The organism is Nocardia sp. NPDC004711, from assembly GCF_053601595.1.
This window is the reverse complement of the sequence record NZ_JBSGCB010000011.1, coordinates 45,351-61,899: the sequence shown is the minus strand read 5'-3', so window position 1 is coordinate 61,899 and position 16,549 is coordinate 45,351. Positions and strand designations below refer to the sequence as shown.

Annotated in this window: 18 protein-coding genes; 6 read left to right on the top strand and 12 right to left on the bottom strand. The window is 67.1% G+C overall.

The genetic code is table 11. The features are described from left to right. Positions 1-41: 41 nt before the first annotated feature. Positions 42-356 (top strand): hypothetical protein, encoded by a 315-nt coding sequence (locus tag ACWEKS_RS12945; RefSeq protein ID WP_452340236.1) that lies wholly within the window; start codon positions 42-44, stop codon positions 354-356. Positions 357-926: 570 nt separating this feature from the next. On the opposite strand, the gene ACWEKS_RS12940 is transcribed toward ACWEKS_RS12945, so the two are convergent. Both ACWEKS_RS12940 and ACWEKS_RS12935 read right to left on the bottom strand, forming a co-directional pair. Then, on the bottom strand, positions 927-2,330 hold the full coding sequence (locus tag ACWEKS_RS12940; RefSeq protein WP_452340235.1) for an FAD-dependent oxidoreductase: 1,404 nt from the start codon (positions 2,328-2,330) through the stop codon (positions 927-929). Between the two features lie 16 nt (positions 2,331-2,346). Then, positions 2,347-3,234 (bottom strand): AurF N-oxygenase family protein, encoded by an 888-nt coding sequence (locus ACWEKS_RS12935; protein ID WP_452340234.1) that lies wholly within the window; start codon positions 3,232-3,234, stop codon positions 2,347-2,349. Between the two features lie 347 nt (positions 3,235-3,581). Between ACWEKS_RS12935 and ACWEKS_RS12930 the strand changes: the two genes are divergently transcribed. Together ACWEKS_RS12930 and ACWEKS_RS12925 are read left to right on the top strand one after the other, a co-directional pair. Next, a complete protein-coding gene (locus ACWEKS_RS12930; protein ID WP_452340233.1) occupies positions 3,582-4,463 on the top strand; it encodes a carbon-nitrogen hydrolase family protein in 882 nt (293 codons plus the stop codon). Positions 4,464-4,670: 207 nt separating this feature from the next. Next, positions 4,671-5,498, top strand: coding sequence for an SDR family oxidoreductase (locus ACWEKS_RS12925; RefSeq protein WP_452340232.1), 828 nt, complete (start codon positions 4,671-4,673; stop codon positions 5,496-5,498). Between the two features lie 151 nt (positions 5,499-5,649). On the opposite strand, the gene ACWEKS_RS12920 is transcribed toward ACWEKS_RS12925, so the two are convergent. Next, positions 5,650-6,159, bottom strand: coding sequence for a MerR family transcriptional regulator (locus ACWEKS_RS12920; protein ID WP_452340231.1), 510 nt, complete (start codon positions 6,157-6,159; stop codon positions 5,650-5,652). A 137-nt stretch (positions 6,160-6,296) separates the two neighbouring features. Here ACWEKS_RS12920 and acpM point away from each other — a divergent pair, with 137 nt between their 5' ends. Together acpM and ACWEKS_RS12910 are read left to right on the top strand one after the other, a co-directional pair. Continuing rightward, positions 6,297-6,602 carry a meromycolate extension acyl carrier protein AcpM gene (acpM, locus tag ACWEKS_RS12915; protein WP_452340230.1) on the top strand — a complete coding sequence of 102 codons (306 nt, stop codon included), beginning with the start codon at positions 6,297-6,299 and terminating at the stop codon, positions 6,600-6,602. Positions 6,603-6,645: 43 nt separating this feature from the next. Further along, positions 6,646-7,089, top strand: a complete 444-nt coding sequence (locus ACWEKS_RS12910; RefSeq protein WP_452340229.1) for an SRPBCC family protein — start codon at positions 6,646-6,648, stop codon at positions 7,087-7,089. Positions 7,090-7,588: 499 nt separating this feature from the next. Here the strand turns inward: ACWEKS_RS12910 and ACWEKS_RS12905 are convergent, their stop codons facing one another. From ACWEKS_RS12905 to ACWEKS_RS12895, 3 genes are read right to left on the bottom strand one after another with little or no spacing between them, the layout of a single operon-like run. Then, complete coding sequence (locus ACWEKS_RS12905; RefSeq protein WP_452340228.1) at positions 7,589-7,993, bottom strand: VOC family protein; 405 nt, start codon at positions 7,991-7,993, stop codon at positions 7,589-7,591. Between the two features lie 13 nt (positions 7,994-8,006). Beyond that, positions 8,007-9,500, bottom strand: coding sequence for a UbiD family decarboxylase (locus tag ACWEKS_RS12900; RefSeq protein ID WP_452340227.1), 1,494 nt, complete (start codon positions 9,498-9,500; stop codon positions 8,007-8,009). A 17-nt stretch (positions 9,501-9,517) separates the two neighbouring features. After that, positions 9,518-10,093 carry a UbiX family flavin prenyltransferase gene (locus ACWEKS_RS12895; RefSeq protein ID WP_452340226.1) on the bottom strand — a complete coding sequence of 192 codons (576 nt, stop codon included), beginning with the start codon at positions 10,091-10,093 and terminating at the stop codon, positions 9,518-9,520. Between the two features lie 562 nt (positions 10,094-10,655). Here ACWEKS_RS12895 and ACWEKS_RS12890 point away from each other — a divergent pair. Continuing rightward, positions 10,656-11,141, top strand: coding sequence for a carboxymuconolactone decarboxylase family protein (locus tag ACWEKS_RS12890; RefSeq protein WP_379385545.1), 486 nt, complete (start codon positions 10,656-10,658; stop codon positions 11,139-11,141). 3 nt (positions 11,142-11,144) lie between these two features. On the opposite strand, the gene ACWEKS_RS12885 is transcribed toward ACWEKS_RS12890, so the two are convergent. From ACWEKS_RS12885 to ACWEKS_RS12860, 6 genes are all read right to left on the bottom strand, one after another. Continuing rightward, positions 11,145-11,693, bottom strand: a complete 549-nt coding sequence (locus ACWEKS_RS12885; protein ID WP_379395265.1) for a hypothetical protein — start codon at positions 11,691-11,693, stop codon at positions 11,145-11,147. After that, positions 11,690-12,811: a hypothetical protein gene (locus tag ACWEKS_RS12880; protein WP_452340225.1), complete on the bottom strand. Its 1,122-nt coding sequence runs from the start codon at positions 12,809-12,811 to the stop codon at positions 11,690-11,692. Before ACWEKS_RS12880 ends, ACWEKS_RS12885 begins: the two co-directional genes overlap by 4 nt. Before the next feature lie 29 nt (positions 12,812-12,840). Then, complete coding sequence (locus ACWEKS_RS12875) at positions 12,841-13,248, bottom strand: FixH family protein (protein ID WP_452340224.1); 408 nt, start codon at positions 13,246-13,248, stop codon at positions 12,841-12,843. Continuing rightward, positions 13,245-14,681 carry a hypothetical protein gene (locus tag ACWEKS_RS12870; protein ID WP_452340223.1) on the bottom strand — a complete coding sequence of 479 codons (1,437 nt, stop codon included), beginning with the start codon at positions 14,679-14,681 and terminating at the stop codon, positions 13,245-13,247. Before ACWEKS_RS12870 ends, ACWEKS_RS12875 begins: the two co-directional genes overlap by 4 nt. Before the next feature lie 121 nt (positions 14,682-14,802). Further along, positions 14,803-15,210: a hypothetical protein gene (locus tag ACWEKS_RS12865; protein WP_452340222.1), complete on the bottom strand. Its 408-nt coding sequence runs from the start codon at positions 15,208-15,210 to the stop codon at positions 14,803-14,805. 199 nt (positions 15,211-15,409) lie between these two features. Next, positions 15,410-16,546: a 2Fe-2S iron-sulfur cluster-binding protein gene (locus tag ACWEKS_RS12860; RefSeq protein WP_452340221.1), complete on the bottom strand. Its 1,137-nt coding sequence runs from the start codon at positions 16,544-16,546 to the stop codon at positions 15,410-15,412. Between the last annotated feature and the right edge of the window lie 3 nt (positions 16,547-16,549).

Sequence of the window (16,549 nt, the reverse complement as noted above, 5' to 3'; positions counted from 1 at the left end):
AGCCAACATGTCTCGGCTACCTCCGGACGGATGTGTCGGGGATGGGCCAGCTTTGGGACGAGACCCAGGTGCGGAGGCTCGCCGAGCGCTACGGCTACGACCTGGCCGAGGTGGTCGTCTACGACCCGAAATCGGGCCGGCCGCCGCTGGCCCGGCTGAAGGCTCGAGCCACTCGCCTCGACGCGGAAGCGGTCATCGTTCCCGGACCGGAGCATTTCACCGACGGGCAGATACCCCGCTCACTGGTGCGGCGGCTGGACGTCATCACGATCCACCCCGAGGAAACCCATGCCCGCGGTGCGGTCCTGCCGCTGCCGGATCCACCGCCGGTCAACTCGAGGGAGCGCGATCGCTGAGGCCCGGCTCCACGTCAGCTGAACTGGTGACCTCCCTCCGATGCGGAAGCGGCGCCGGGCTCGGCAGCGGGGCCAGGATTCCCAGATCAGCCCGTGCGCATGCGTAAAAGCGGTCTCGCTTGCTCCCGCTGCCAAGCGAAGAGCTCTTTCCGCGAGCCGAAATAGTAGCTCAACCACGCCGACGTAGCACCGGTGACCAGGGCGACCGCAGCACTGTAAAGCGCAAGCACCACACCAGGATACGGTTCACCGTTGTCCGTGATGCTCCACGCCACCCCGATCCCGACCCTCGAGGTCCGTGACCACCGAGACGGGCTAGGTCACTCGCTGAAGTCTTCGACCACGTCGCGGATGAACGGCCGGTCCAACCGTTCTGAACGCGCACTACGGCTGAGGAATTGGCGCGAAACTGCTGTTCGACGGCGGTCTGTGCGGGATTGCACCGGTCGTCCGCAATTCGGCAGCCGCGCTGGCAGGTTTGGTCAGCGTGAAATGCGGCTCGGGCTCAATGGGGCACGGCATCACCGCGTGGATGATCGTGTCGGCGTGGAGGTTTGGGTGGGGGGCAGCTCACATGGCCGTGCTCGGCTGGTGGGTCGCGCGGGTCAGATGGAGGTCGATCGCGAGTTGCTCGACTGTTTCGGCGGCGCAGACGCGGTTTTCGCCGATTCCACCGTGTGCGCCGCGTTTGGCCCATCCGACGACGTACACGCCGCGCAGAGGATCCCTGGTTGTCGGAGAAATGACTCTGCCGTTTCGGTTGAGGATCTGACCGTTGTGTGTGTCGGGGAGTCCGTCGATAGGTGCGGTGCGGAACCCGATGGCACGCACCACCGTGCTGGCCGGGAACGTGTGCCCGCCGGTCGTATACACGGTCAATTCGCCGGTGCCCGTCGACTCGATGTTCGTCACGTGCTGTCCGAAGCAGAACACGACTGGCAGCCGGGTGTCGTCTCGGTCGTTCGGATTCGCTGGGTGGTTCATCGCCGGTCTCAGCGGTTGGCCGGCTGCGGAGCCGGGTTCATGGTCCGGGGTTCTGGTCGTGTGTATCGCCAGATTGGGCAGGGCCAGGATGTCCTGCATGGCGGGGGTGGCAAATGCGGACCGGTCTGCGCGGGCACGGGACAGGACGGTCACCTGTGTCAGTGCGGCGATGCTCGGAGATGTGCTGTGTTGGTGGGCGAGGTGTCTGATCACCTCGAGGGCGACGTTTCCGGCGCCGGCGATGAGGCAATGCGGCCCGAGGGGCGGCGGCTCGGCGGGGGATGGGTTGTTCACGCTGGCAAGGACATCGAGTGCGTCGTACACACCGACGGGCAATGATGAGTCGGATCGGGTGAGGGGGCGGGGAATCGAGGCGCCGTGGGCGAAGACCACCGCGTCGAACCGGCGGCGCAAGTCTTCGAGGGAGAGATCGCGGCCGATCTCGGTGTTGTAGACGACGTTGACCCGGTCGTCGCCGAATGGAACATCGAACAGGCTCAGCATTTCGCGCAGGTCGGCGTCGGGTGCGATGGCCCTACGCAGCAGGCCGCCGAGGTGGGCGTGGCGTTCGTAGACGGTGACGTCGACGAAGCTGGACCGTCGCAGCAGCTCACGAATGGTGTACATGGCGGCGGGGCCGGCGCCGACGACTGCGATGCGGGGCTGTCGGCCACCGACGTTCGAAGGCCGTGGGAGAGGCGTTGCCGGTCGCCGGCCGGATGTGGTTCGGGGCCCGGTGTGTGCGAAGTAGTCGCTGTTGCGGCGGATATGGTGTTGTTCGGTCGCGGTGAGGGCGTGGTCGGGTTTGATCGCTGAGGTGGGGCAGGCGTCGACGCAGGCGGTGCAGTCGATGCAGGAGTTCGGGTCGATGTGCAGTGTCGGCGTGGTGGCGAAGTCGGTGTCGCCGGGGCGGGGGCGGATGCAGTCGCGCGGACAGGCGCTCAGGCAGGAGACGTCCTTGCAACAGTGTCCCAGGATGACGTGGGCCATAATCGCTTTCGAGAGGTCAGAGCAGGTTCGAGGCGCGGTAGATACGTCGAGCGACCCGGTTGAGCAGGCCTTCGCGGTGGAGGAACTCGATGAACGAGCCGGTGGCCGAGCGGAACATCATGCGGTGGTGCTCGTTGGCGTCGATCGCGGATTTCACCTCCGGCCAGCGCAGTCCGAGTTCTTCGTAGACGCGCCGGTTGATCAGGCTCTTGGCCACGACGTGGGTTCCGACGGCGATGGCGATCGTGCTCAGGAACCGTCGTGGCCGCGAGATGGAGGTGAGCTGGTCGCGAATGCGGCGGCGGGCGAAGGCCATGTGCCGTGATTCCTCGACGACGTGGATGTAGGAGGTGCGGCGTATCGCGTCGGCGACTGTGGCGTCTGTCATCCAGTCGCGTTGCATGGCGTCGAAGATTTCCTCCCCGGCCAGCACGATCCCGTAGGTGACCTCGTGCCAGGCGAACATCGCGAACAGCCGGCCCAGCAGTTTCTGCAGCCGGTCGTGGGGATAGAAGTGTGCTCCGATGCTCTCGACGCCCTTGATGAACATCAGCGAATGCAGGTTCTCGTCGGCGCATTCGTTGAGCAGAAACGCGATGTCGGGGCGAGCGGGGTCGGCACCGTGATTGGCGCGCAACAGCGCGACTTGCAGTCCGACTTCGAGCCAGATCGCGATACCGAGGAACTGCGCTACTTCGCAGCGGGTCAACAGGATTCGTTGCTGCTCCGACATCGACGCCCAGATCGGGGTGTCGAACAGCGGCGACCACTGCACGGTCATTCCATAGCGCTGATCGGCGTCGGGCTCCGGCTCATACAGCTCCGGACATCGTGGGTCGAACGATAGTCGCTGGGCCGACTGGATCAGTGTGTGGAAGAACTGATCCTGCTCGGTAGCTACCACTGCTGAACTCCTCTGCTCGGTCATGTTTCACGCTGGTTGGCGCGCGGCCGGGCTTCCTTTTTCCTCCGCCGTGTTCTCGACGGCCTGGCGAACAGGGATGGCTGTCGACGGACCTATACCCGGAAAGGCGAGGCTCTGCGACTGCGCATCCCGCCGCGCAGACCGTCGCGCCTGGAATTCGCTGAAAGTGCCAACACTGCAAATCATTTTGGAGAGGTCAGGCTCCCTCGGCTGTGCACGATGAGCCGGGTGCGGACGTGACGCACCGCGCAGGCCGAGGATGGCTCAGGGAGTATAGGCGTTGGTGAGGGTGGCGACGTCGTCCAGGGGCGTCGAGAGTGTCGCGGATGGTCATTTGGCGGAGGCTGGAGGGGCCGGCACACCCGATCGAGGAAGACATCGACCGCGTAGGTCACTGCATTCACATTGTGCGGCGTAATCTGCAGCGCATGAGAGTCGCAGCGGCACAGCTCACTTGCGCACCCACCGATGTCCGGGCCAATATCGGACAAATGGTCAGGCTTGCCGAACAGGCAGGCGCAGACTCCGCCGAGCTGATCGTGTTTCCGGAACTAGCGGTGACCGGATACGAACTGGCCGCCACTGCAGCCGATGAGAGCCTGTGGCTCCGCGCCGATGACCCTCGCCTGGATCCGCTGCGCACCAGCGGGATAGCGACCGTTGTGAACTGCGCTGCCCCCGACCTCGGCGGTCACCGTCCCGTGATCGCCACTTACGTCTACAGCGCCGCCGGCGATCTGCTCACCACCTATCACAAACAGCATTTGTTTGAGGAAGAGCAGCAGTTCTTCACCTCCGCGGACAAGGACGGCCGCTTCGAACTCCAGGGTTTACGTTTCTCCCTTGCCACTTGCTTCGACAACCATTTCCCCGACTTGGTCGGCCGAATCGCCGACGATGGTTGTGACGTTCATCTGGCCAGCGCCCTGTACGGCACCGGTCGCGGCATCGCCGAACGTGCGTCGATATATCCAGGCATCGCAGACCGTGCGAACGTTTACGTGGCCCTTGCCAACCACGTGGGGCCTGCGGGCCCGGTCACCGGGTGCGGCCGCGCCGCTCTGTGGGATACCTCCGGAACCCTGCTGGCAGAGGCCGACGACCACACACCGATGTTCGTCGTCGCCGATATCGGCTGCAATGGCGACACGCAGCAACCGGAGTACGAAACCATCCCCCTGCAAACGGCATTCGTGGCTGACCATTAGTGGACCCCTCGGCGATCCCGACAGAGGCCGAGACGCGGCTGTGCGTACCCCGCGAATAATCCATGACCGGCAAGAGGTCGGGCAATTACGCTGCCGGCCATAGAGATCCTCGGCGCACTGCGCGTAGGCGTCTCGGTTTCTCTGGATGCGCACCGTGGCGACGCCTACATAGGGTGTTGGGGTTGTTCCGGCATCGGCGAGGTGTGAGTGCGCGGTGCCGGTCGGGTGATGAAAAGGGGCGCGATGACATCGCAGGCAGGGACCGCCGGACGTACTTATGTGGTTACCGGTTCGGCATCGGGAATCGGCGCGGCGACTGCTGCGCTGCTCCGTGAACGCGGTGCCAGGGTCATCGGATGCGATCTCGAAAACGCTGAGGTCCAAGCTGATCTGTCCACGCCGCGAGGTCGTCGCTCACTCGTCGACCAGGTGGGTGAGGTTGGGCCGATCGATGCGGTGCTGGCGATTGCAGGCGGCGGCCGGACCGGCATGCTGGAAACGAATTACTTCGGCACTGTCGCAACGTTGGAGGGCCTTCGTCCGTTGCTGGCGCACAGTCCCGCGCCCCGCGCGGTGGCGGTGTCGTCGACATCGTCGCTGGCACCTGCGGACGAACGCATCATGCAGGCATGCCTCGACGGCGATGAGGCTGCTGCCGTCGCGTATCTGGCCAACGATCCGGCTGCCGGTGGCGCGACCGCTGGTTACGGGACTGCCAAGCGCGCCTTGAACCGCTGGGTGCGCAATGTCGCTCCGACCGCCGAGTGGGCCGGAGCCGGCATAGCGCTCAATGCAGTTGCCTCGGGTGTCGTCGACACTCCGGCAGCCGCGTGGATCTTCGCTGATGACAACGTGCGCAAGGCTGTCGAAACCGCTGCGCCACAACCCTTCGGCGGGTTCCCGGGCCGTCCGGAATGGGTTGCGGAACTCATCTGCTGGCTCGCCGGTGAGGCCAACCGTTTCGTAACCGGTCAGGTCATCTTCGCCGACGGTGGTTCCGAAGCAGCGGCGCTCGGCGACCACCACTGGCGGTAGTCCCGACCTGCCGACCTGGTCCGCATGGCAACAGCTGGACAACCTCCACTCGGCATTCCCGCGCCCTGCCAACGGTCGGTCAGCCGCCCGAGATGACGCCCGCCCGTTGACCTTCCGTAGCCACACCCGGAACCCCGGGGCACCCGAGACCCTACGACCGCGCCGAGGACCCCGGCTTCCAGCACACCCACATATCGCTGTCGGACCGCGGTATCGGTGTGAGAATGCGCCGCCAGAACCGTACGAGGCAATCGTGCACCGCGCCACCGTCCTGCGCGGCGGCCAGCAACGCGAGTCGCTCGGCCCGGTGTGCCGGGGCAACCGCCTCCATGGCGCGCAGTGACGCCCGCCGCCACGCCAGCGACCTGAGTTCGATATCGAGCCGTGCACTTTCGGCAGCGATGGCCTCCGCCATCGACCGCTCTTCTCGCAGCACGCCGGTGATCGAGTCCAACCCGAGACCGAGCGCGCGCAACCGCCGCACCAGCAGCAGTCGTTCGGTGGCGCTGTCGGCGTCGAAAATCCGATGCCCGCCCGCGCTGCGCTGGGATTCCAGAATGCCTTCGTCGCAATAGAACCGGATCGTCCGCACCGGAAGGCCGGTGCCGCGCGCCAACTCCCCGATGCTCACCGGCACACCGGATTGTGTGTCGTCCGTCACAACCTGTTGAACCTCCACCCCACTGGAGCTTTTAGCGTACTGGGCACTCCCGTCCGACCCCGACAGCGGAAACCGAAGCGGTCGTGGAGGACGAGTGGAGTACTACGCATATGTCGTCACACCGAGGAGGGTGTTTCGTGGCTACCACGCAAGAAGAAATCGTCGCCGGCATCGCGGAGATCGTCGAGGAGGTGACGGGTATCGACGCCGCGGAGGTGGTGATCGAGAAATCCTTCGTCGACGATCTGGACATCGACTCGTTGTCACTGGTGGAGATCGCTGTGCAACTGGAGGACAGGTACAGCGTGAAGGTTCCCGACGAGGACCTTGCGAGTCTGCGAACCGTCGGCGACGCGGTCGCCTACGTCCAGAAGATGGAGGCGGAGAAGCCGCAGCTCGCCGCGGAAATGGAAGCGAAATACAAGGAAGGCCAGGCGAATTGAGCAGCCTGGCGGCAGTATCGCCCCTCGTCGCGGTGGTGAGCCGGTGATCGCTGATCCACAGCTGAATCCCGCCGCAGTCGAGCTCGGCAGCTTCTTCCGACAGCCACCGGACGCTGTGTGGCGCGCGTTGACGGAGCCGGATCTGCTGGAGCGGTGGCTGCTTCGACCGACCGGGTTCGCCGCCTCGGCCGGCACCCACTTCCGATTCACCATCCCGGACTCATCGCCCAACGAGATCATCTGCGAGGTGCTGGCGGCTCGGCCGTGTGAGCAGTTGACCTACAGCTGGATATATCGGCAGGCCGAGTACCCCGCTCGCTGGATTGTCGACTGGACACTGCGGCCGCAGGGTCGTGGCACACGACTTCTGCTGACGCAGACAGGTTTCGACATCGAAGACCGCCGGCAGAAGATGGCACGCAACGCCACGGAGCGCAGCTGGAAGCGACTCGTCCTGCCGCGGCTCGGCGAGGTGATCCACCACTGAAACGGCGCCCCTGGGAGTCGGGGCTGCACGCCGGCGCGACGGCACACTACTGTGCCGGTTCTATTCACATTTCGAAAGGTTCAAAACCATGTATTTCATCTCGATGGCGTTAGGGATGTTCGGCCCTCTGCTCGTACCCACAGGAAGCTCGAACTGTTGGATGGACAGCACTGCCCCCGCCTGCTGGCCTCACTAGATTGATTCTCGCGACCGGGGTAGGCGGAATTGCCGCCCACCCCGGTCGCCGACTTGCGCGCCGGGGAGCGCACAACGCGTGTGCGTTGTGCGCGGCTCGTCCGGCGGGGTCGCTCGAGCCCTGACCGGTAACCGTCCGGGATACGCCGGACGTCATGCTGCGCAACCGAATTCGGGACGCGGTCGACGATAGCCATACGATCTTCTGCCCGTCGGTCTTCCGAGGTCCCGCGCCGGCCGGACCGGTCAGCGCGGGTAGCGGCGTCAGAGCGTGTCGACCCGAGGCGGCGCGGTGGGACGGGCGCTAGGCGGTTGAGCGGCGTGAGAGATCCACCGCTGCGAGTTTCTCGTCCGACCACTGCACATACTCGAACAGTGTCCCGTCCGGGTTGTGCACCATCATGTTTCGCCCGGTCGGGATGTCGGCCGGCGGGGAGACGATGGTGGCGCCCTGGGCGTGCAGGTTCGCTTGGAATTCCTCCAGCGAGTCCACCGATATGACGATGTCCTGCTTCGGCGCGGCCGCGAGTGCGTCGGCGGGGCCGCCGATCAATACCAGCGGACCGATGGTCGCGATATCGAGATTGCCCTCCTCGAACCGGAAGTGCAGGTCGCACCGGATCCCGAATGCCTGCTCGTAATAGTCGACCGTCACCGAGAAGCGATCGCTCTCGACGCGAACGGGGGTGAATGTCTTGACGATGCGCATCGCGGTGCCTTCCTTACTTCGCCTCGGAAAACCCGTACGCCGTCCACTGCTCGAGGACACGCTGCTGGATCTCGACGGGCCAGCCGTTTTCGAAGCTGCCCTTTACCGGTCGCTTCCCGGCGGGATAGAGGTCGGCGAGCAGGCAGTTGTAGATGACCTTCCCGGCGCTGAAGCTGTGCTGCTCCTCCGCGGACAGGTAGATGCCCAGGGGATCGGTGAGTTTGCGTTCGAAATGGAATTCACCGCGGTTCACATCGGGATGCGAGCGTGTCGCGAACGCCCACACCACCTGATCGAGATCGGTGATGTCGATATCGTCCTCGACCAGCAGGATCTTGGGCGCGTGCACCGCCGCGGGGCCACCGAGCACGACCTCCGCGACCTTGTCGACCAGTTCGTGAGAGGGCAGTCCCGAGGTCTCGTGCCAGTCCGCACGGACCGCCAGGGTCAGCCAGTGCACGGCGGCCTCGAAGTTGTACCAGGCCGAGGAGATCGGCAGCCCGGCCTCGCGCAGCAGGTGCAGGATTTCGGCTGCGGCGGCCGTGCCGGTGATGGTGTCGTCCTCCTCGACCGGAGGCCCTGCCGCTACCACCGGGAGAATCGCGTTGTCCTGGTAGGTGATCGCGGTGACCTGGAAGCGTGCCTTCAGCGAGCTCACCGTCGCGTTATAGCCGGGGTACTCGTTGAACGGGCCCTCCTCGACGTCATCGTCGAGCAGGATGTGGCCCTCGACCACGATTTCCGCGGTGGCCGGAACCATCAGATCGACCGTTTCGGCCGGTACCACCTCGATACCCTCACCGAAAAGCCCACCCAGATAATGGCTTTCGTCCACGCCCTGGGGTAGCGGCATACCGCTCACGACCACCAGGCCCGGTTCGACCCCGAGCGCCACCGCGATCGGCATCGGAGTGCCTGCCTCGGTCCACATCGCCCGGATGATGCCGATCTGCTGCGACTGCGGCAGCAAACAGGCCAGAGTCGACTTGTCGTGCACCATCATTCGATTGACGGACCAGTTCGTCCAGGAGCCGTCGGGCGTCTTGACGATATTGGCGCCGAAGGTCTGGAGATAGCGGCCGCCGTCATTGCCGTGGATCAATGGGGTCGGAAAGGCGAACAGGTCGATATCGTCGCCGAGCATGATGTTCTGTTTGCACGGCGCGGAGACCGACGCGACCACCGTCGGCGGAATGCCCGGCTTGGTGCGGGCGTCGGCGAGGACGTCGACGATCTGCTGGCCGGTGGCGTCGGCGGGCAGCCCCACGGACAGTGCGAGCCGGGCCAGTTGGTGCTGCGGGGCGCTGAGTGCCGCGGGAGCGCCGAAGAGCCGGAAGCCGGTATCGGTGTAGCCGGTGAGATTCGTGAAAAGTGGTGCCGGAGCACGCAAGTCGTAGCAGCGACGGATGATCGCGCCGACTTCGAGATTCCAGTCGACCTCCTTGTCGATGGTGTGGATCTCGCCGATCTTCTCCAGTTCGGCGATGAATTCACGCAGACTTGTCAAGTGGGTCAAGGTATTTCCTATTCTCCCCAGCGGGGTAGATCGGGCATGTCGATGCCGAGCAGGTCCAGCGCACGACCCGCGGTGTGGTCGACGATGTCCTGCACGCTCTGTGGTCGCAGATAGAACGCGGGAACCGGCGGCATCACGATGGCCCCGGATTCGGTCGCGGCGGCCATCGCTCGCAGATGCCCGAGAGTCAGTGGCGTCTCGCGGACCATCAGCACCAGGCGCCGCCGCTCCTTCACCGTCACATCGGCGGCTCGAGTGAGCAGATTGTCGCCATTGGCGTAAGCGATCGCCGAGAGGGTGCGGATCGAGCACGGCGCCACGATCATCCCCACGGTCCGGAAAGAACCGGATGCGATCGCCGCACCGATATCGGCGGGCCGGTAGGACACATCAGCCATTTCCGCGAGATCCCGCGCGCTCAGTTCCGTTTCGTAAGCGCGCGTCTGCTGACCAGCGGGCGTAACGACCAGATGCGTCTCAACACCGGCCTTCCGGGCAAACTCCAGCACCCGCAGGCCGTAGCCGATGCCCGTGGCGCCGCTTATTCCCACGACCAGCCGCCGTGGCGATTCGTCGCCGTTCATGGCACTTCCCTAACTCGCAGTTGTCACACGCGGACGTCGTCCTCGGGCCTACCTGCACGAGGGTTCCAGCCGGCGCTGGCAGTCCGCTGGCAGGCGATTGCCTGTGGAGGCATCGGGTGTTCTTGCGGCCGAGGCGTATTCGGAAGCGCGTGCGTCCGAGCGCTGGAGGCGATCAGTCGTGGGGGGAGGTCCAGTCTGTCGAGAGCCAAGGCATCAGCTGGGCTTCGCGCCGGAGTTGGCCGGCGACCTCTGGCCGGTGCGGTCTCCTCTCGACCCACGCTCCGTCGACCGACGCGGCAAAGCAATCCCATCCATCGGAAAACCCCACGCAGCCCACGGTACGACACGGGCGAACACTCAACCGGCGCCCGCGGGATCCAAACGCGCACTACCACAGCGAAATTGGCGGGAGGCCGCTGCTCGCCTGCGCAGAGTGCCGCGATTGGGCCGGTTGTCTGCCGCTGCGGGGACATGTGGCCTGTGTCATAGCCGGGCGGTGTCACAAATCCGGGGTGGCCGGCACCTCATGGTCGTCCCACTGACGATGAAGGAGATGGACGCTATGAGTGCTCGGCTCGATATGTTCGCGAATGAGGTCGGTGCGAAGTTCGCCAAGCGGTTTGCGAATGCCAGTCTGGTGATCACGCAGTCGGAGGTGCCGAAAACGACCCAGGAGCTGGTGAGTTTGCGGGCCAGCCAGATCAATGGGTGTGGCTTTTGTACCGATGCGCACACCAAGGAGCTGGCGGCCGCGGGAGAGCCGCCGGTTCGGATCAATCTGGTGGCGACCTGGCGGGAGGCGTCGGTGTTCAGCGAGGCGGAACAGGCGGCGCTGGCCTTCGCCGAGGAGGGCACCAGGCTGGCGGATGCCCACCTCGGAGTCTCCGACGAGACCTGGGCGCAGGTTCGGAAACACTACGACGACAACCAGACCGCGGCCCTGGTGGCGTTGGTGGCCATGATCAATGCCGCCAACCGGCTCGGTGTCATCCTGCATCAGCAGGGTGGGTCCTACGAGCCCGGCATGTTCGCCGGGGCCACCGACTGACCGTCAGACGGGCTGCGGGGCCGTGACCGGGCGTCGGCTGCGGCGCCAGGCGTAGGCGAGGAAGGCGATCAGGCCGATCAGCGGAATCGTGCTGACGGCCCAGCTCACACCCAGTGGGGGACCGGGCTGCTGGAGAACCGGGAGGTTCGCCAGATCGCCTTCACCGCGGCCCTGGGGGCCGTCGATGACGAAGTGGAAGGTCCACGCGCCCTGCTCATCCAGGGAGCGCACGTCCAGGCCCCAGACGTCGCGCTTGCGCGGATGCCGCGACAGCGGTTCGGCGCGGCGCACCTTCCCGTTGGGCTGGTACTCGGTGAGCGTGCCGGTCTTGTCCTCGATGCCCCCGTCGGGGATGAAGGTGAAGTCCAGCGATTGCATTGCGCGCAAAGGCCATTCGCTGAATCCCACGGTCAGCGAGTAGGGCCCGGCCTGCACATGCTCGGTGTGCACGATATTGACGGGCTGATACGCCGACGCCGTCGCGGCGGTGCCCGCGGTCAGCCCGAGAATCGCGAGAATCGTTGCGGCGGTGGCGAGTAGACGGTTGATCATGCGCTGACCTTCTCGGACGGGGCGGACAGCCGCAGCATGTCGCCGAAGCGCCAGCCCAGGTAGCCGCCGAGCGCACCCAGCAGCGCGGCCGCGACGGTGGTGGCGATGATGACGGAGGCGTGCGAGAGGCGGGCGTCGTAGATGATCACCTGCTGCACGGGATTGAACCCGCCGATGATCGCCCCGCCGAGCCCGCCGGCCAGCGCGGGCAGCAGGCGCGCCGGGCTGTCGGTGCGCCGCAGCAGCAGATCGATCACGAGGCCCACCGGGATCAGGCAGAACGGAATGAGCGCCGGAGTCGCCGGAATGCCCCGGATGTGTTCGCGCATGGGCAATCCCACGAAATCGGCGTAGGCGCGGGCCGCCCACGGTGCGAACCACCAGAACACGCCCTGGATCGCCGAGGAGAAGACGGCGGTGACGGTCGCGCCCCACCGCTGGAATCCCGCACCCACGACCATCAGCAGAATCACCATGAACGCGGTGACCGCGACCGTCCACCGCACGGTCCCGGTGCTGAGCCGCTGCACCGCCAGCGCGGTGACGGTGCTCGAGGTAGCCAGGTGCGCCAGCGCGAACAGCGCGCCGATCCGCCCCCACCGATGGGCCCGCGCCGCCCCGAACACGATCACCGTGCCCACCGAGATCACCGTGCTGGACAGGAACAGCCCGATGTGCGGCGGCGAGTCGATGATCGCATCGAATCCGTAGAGGCTGTGCCACCACAGATCCCACAGTCCGTACAGCAGGAACGACGCCGCGCCCAGCGCCGCCACCATGTACCCCAGCGGCGCGGTGAACGTCCGCCCGAACACGCTGATGCCGGGTCCGCCCAGCTCACCGTCCACCCGCCGCCCCGCCCGGCCCGCCGCCGAGGTGACGAGAATGACCGTGAGACCGGTGAATCCGGCGATCGCCGCACTGGCATAGATGAACAGGTGCGGCAGCGTGAAGAAGGTGTCGGGCCCGACATCGGAGTGCCACTGGATGTCCCAGGTCGATCCGACGGCGAAGGTCATGCTGGCCGCGAACAGGATGGCCGCGGGCAGCCAGGGGCGGATGGTGATCGGCGCGGTCGCCTCGGCGGTGAGCCCGCGCCCGTTGGCGGTGAGGTCCATGGTCTGCTCCTGATCCTCTTTCGTTCGATTCAGTTGGCCTGGACGGAGAAGGTGGCGCTGCCGGATCCCGGTGCGCCGGACAGTTTCACGGCGATCTCCCACTGCCCCGGCATGGGCAGCGTCACGGTCGCCCGGTAGTGCCCGGGCGTGACGACCGCGGCGGTGCTCGGCGGGAGCGCGTGGCCCATCTGCGGCATGGCGGGCTCCACCGAGACGCGATCCGGGGTGGCGGCGGTGCCGTGCTGGTCGGTGATGTCGAGGTCGACGGTGTTGTCGCCGGTGTGCGGCGATCCGCCGGAGACACGCAGCTGCACCTGGTAGGGCCCGGCGGCACTGCGCGGCACCGGTTTCGCGCTGCCGGACGGCCACAGCCACCAGGTCAGCAGCGCGGCCACCAGCACGACGATCGCCGCGATCAGTGCTGTGCGCCTGGTCATTGCGGCACCCCCGCTCGGACGTCGACCGTGGTCGGAATGGTCATGACGGAATAGCCGCGCTCGGCCTGCGCCCACACCAGGTATCGGCCGGGCAGCGGAAAAGTGAAGGTGAACGCCACATTCGGGCCGTAGGCGGCGACGGTCTCGTCCGGCGGCTGGGCGCCGACGGCGGGCATCGGGGCCATGGCGTGGGCGTGCGCCCAGATCGGCGCCGTCGCCGCGGACGTCCCGGCGGGCACGCCGTCCGGCAGCGGGCCGACCGCGATGAGATGGCCGATCATCCCCAGCCAGGGCTGTAGATCCGCGGCACCGCCGTAGGCCGCGGTGAGGGTGACAGGTTCGCCCGCGATCGGCTCGGTGGTCGTCAGAGTCGTCCCGCTCGGTGCGGGATCGGTCGCGCCGGAACCGGATCGACCGCCGACGTGCAGCGCGGACCGCAGCAACTGCACACCCCCGCCGCGCCGGGCGATCTCCGCCGCGACCGCGTAATCGCCGGACTCCCCAAGCCCCAGGCTGACCCGGTACTCCCCGGGCGCGGTGCGGATCGGATGCCGATGCCAGAACGTCCCGGCCGGCCCGACCACCATGAGGTGCAGCAGCGCGTCATCGGTGACCAGCAGATCGTCCACGGGCCGCCCCGTCGCCGAATCGGTCAGCGACAGCTCGACTTCCGTCGGTTGCCCGGCCGGCGCACGCTGCGCACCCACGGTCAGATTCACCGGCGGCCGTGAATAATTCGTGGTCAGCGGCAGATCGCGTTCGGGGAACGGATTGCCGATATTGCCGGACGTGGGATCGAGCAGGCTGCCCGCCGGCCGCGGCTGCGGCGCACTCGAGGACAGCACCGCCCCCGTGGTCCCGACGGTCAGCGCGGCGATGAGCGCGCCCACCGGAATCAGTGTCGGCCAGCCTCTTTTCGAGAGGAGGGCGGTACCCAGCGCGACCAGTAGCAGCACACCCGCCGCGAAGAAGCCACCGTAAGCGGCCCGCTCCCACGGCGTCACCACGCGGGCGGCGACGAGGAACGGAATCCGGGCGGTCCGTTCGCCGTCCGAGACCGACAGCTCCCACGGCCCGGCGTGATCCACCCGCAGTGTCGTGGCATACAGCCCCGGCCGATCCGCGAGTTCGACCGTGCCCGAGGAGGTCTCGCTACCCTGATCGACCGGCGCGGCGCTGACCGTCAGCGCCCCGGCCGCCGACCCGGCATGGCTCACCACCTCGACGCGCAGCGGTCCCGGCTCGGCCCGCCGGATCACCACCGTGAGCTCGCGCGCCCCCAGCGATTGCGCCACCGTCAGATCACCCCCGCTCGCCGCGCCATCGGCCCGGGCGTCGGGCGCGGACGCGAAATCCCACCCCAGCAGGAACGCGCAGAGCACGCCCACCACCAGGCATGCGCCGCGCAGGCGAACGATCAACGGCGGCTGCACTGTTCCGAAGCTACCGAAAAACCACCGTCCGGAAATCCCACCCGCGGGGGATGTGTCCTCAGGGTGCGGTCAGGGTAGGGTTCCCGGTCCGCTGGGACGGGTTGCCCCGTGGCGGGAGTCGTTATTCCGGCTGGGCCAAGGCGTTCCGGAGCCAGCTGGGCCCGGCCGTCGTCGCTCCGAGCGCCTCGACCCGAGCCCGCAAACCACGATCGGCCGTCACCACGAGCACCGAACCGGCCCGGGCCCCGGCCTTTCCGGCCTCGGCCGCGACCACTTCGACGATGGTGTCGTCCCCGGAACCGTCCGCGAGTACCACCCGCAGTTCGGCCCCCGCGCTGTCGGCAGCGGCCTTGGCGGCCCCTTCGAGCACCACGACCACGTCCGTCACCCCGGGCAGCCGCTCCCGCAGCGGACCCAGCTCCGCGAGCAACCGCCGCGCCGCCCCGGCCCGATCCCGCCACCACCCGTCCGGCCGCGAACCCACCACGTTGGCCGCGTCCACCACAACCACCAGCCCGGCATCCTCCACCGCCTCAGTCTCCACCGCTGGCGCCGAACCGCCGCGGCCAGGTGCACAGCGGCCCGTGGCCGGCGTGGGCGCTCCATGGCCCTCGTTCACCTCGGCGCCGCCGGGACGGATCCCGTGGGTATGAACCTGTTCCGGGGACGAGGCTCTCGGCCCGGTTCGCGCCGTTGCGCGCGGCCCGGGCCGAGCCGGTGGGGAAGAGTCAGAGGTCGAGTTCGACGTCGGTGAGGGGATAGGCGACGCAGGAGTGGGTGTAACCGGTGGCGGGGTCGGAGAGGCGGAGTTTGGCTTCGGCGGCGGTGTGGACTTCGCCTTTCAGGACGCGGATGCGGCAGAGGCTGCATTCGCCGGAGCGGCAGGCGGCTTCGGGGCGGATGCCGTTGTCTTCGAGGGCGTCGAGGAGGGGCCGATTGCGTGGAGTGCGGAAGGTGGTGTCGCGGACGGTGACCGTGACCTCCTCGGCGGGATCGGCGGTGGTGGGCCAGTGCGGCTGGGCGGTGGGGTCGGCGGGAGCGCCGTTGGCTTCGAAACGGATTCGCTTGCGGGGGTGGCCCAGGGCGGTGAGCTGCTCCAGGGCATAGGGGTAGAGGGCCTGGGGGCCGCAGACGTAGACCATGCGGTTGCCGAGGGAGCCGGTCAGGTCGGAAATGGTGTCGGCCGACAGGAATCCGGTGCGGCCCGTCCAGTCGGGGGACGGGTCGGCGATGACGTGGTCGACGGTGATGCCGGGGTGCGCGGCGAAGGTGTCGAGTTCCTCGCGGAAGAGGATGTCGGAGGCGTCCCGCGAACCGTAGATCAGATGGAATTCGCGGACCGGCCCGCGGTCGGTGAGCTCGCGGATCATGCTCATGGCCGGTGCGACGCCCGAACCGCCGGCCAGGAACACCACGCGGTCACCGTGGAAGAGCGGATTGTGGTGGAAGGTCCCCATCGGCCCGGTGGTGGTGAGCACCTGCCCCGCCTCGACGGTGTCGAGGAGGAGATTGCTGATCCGGCCGCCCGGCACCCGCCGCACCGTCAGGTCGTAGAAGCCGAGCTCCGTGGGGCTGGAGGACATCGCGAACGGACGGCTGGTGCCGTCGAAGAAGACGTTCACGTACTGGCCCGCCAGAAATGGCGGCAGCAGCGCGCCGTCGAGGCCGCGCAGCCGGAATGTCTTGGCGGACACGGTTTCTTCGAGCACGGTGTCCACCCGCAGCAGCAGCCGCTTGGGGTGATAGGCGTCCACGGTGGCGCGGGCCTCCGCGCTGTGGTCGCGGGTTTCGGGCAGGCGGGCCTCGATCTCCTCGAGAATGCTTGCCGCGCCGTCGAATCGGGTGGCGAGTGGGTGTCGTTTCACGAT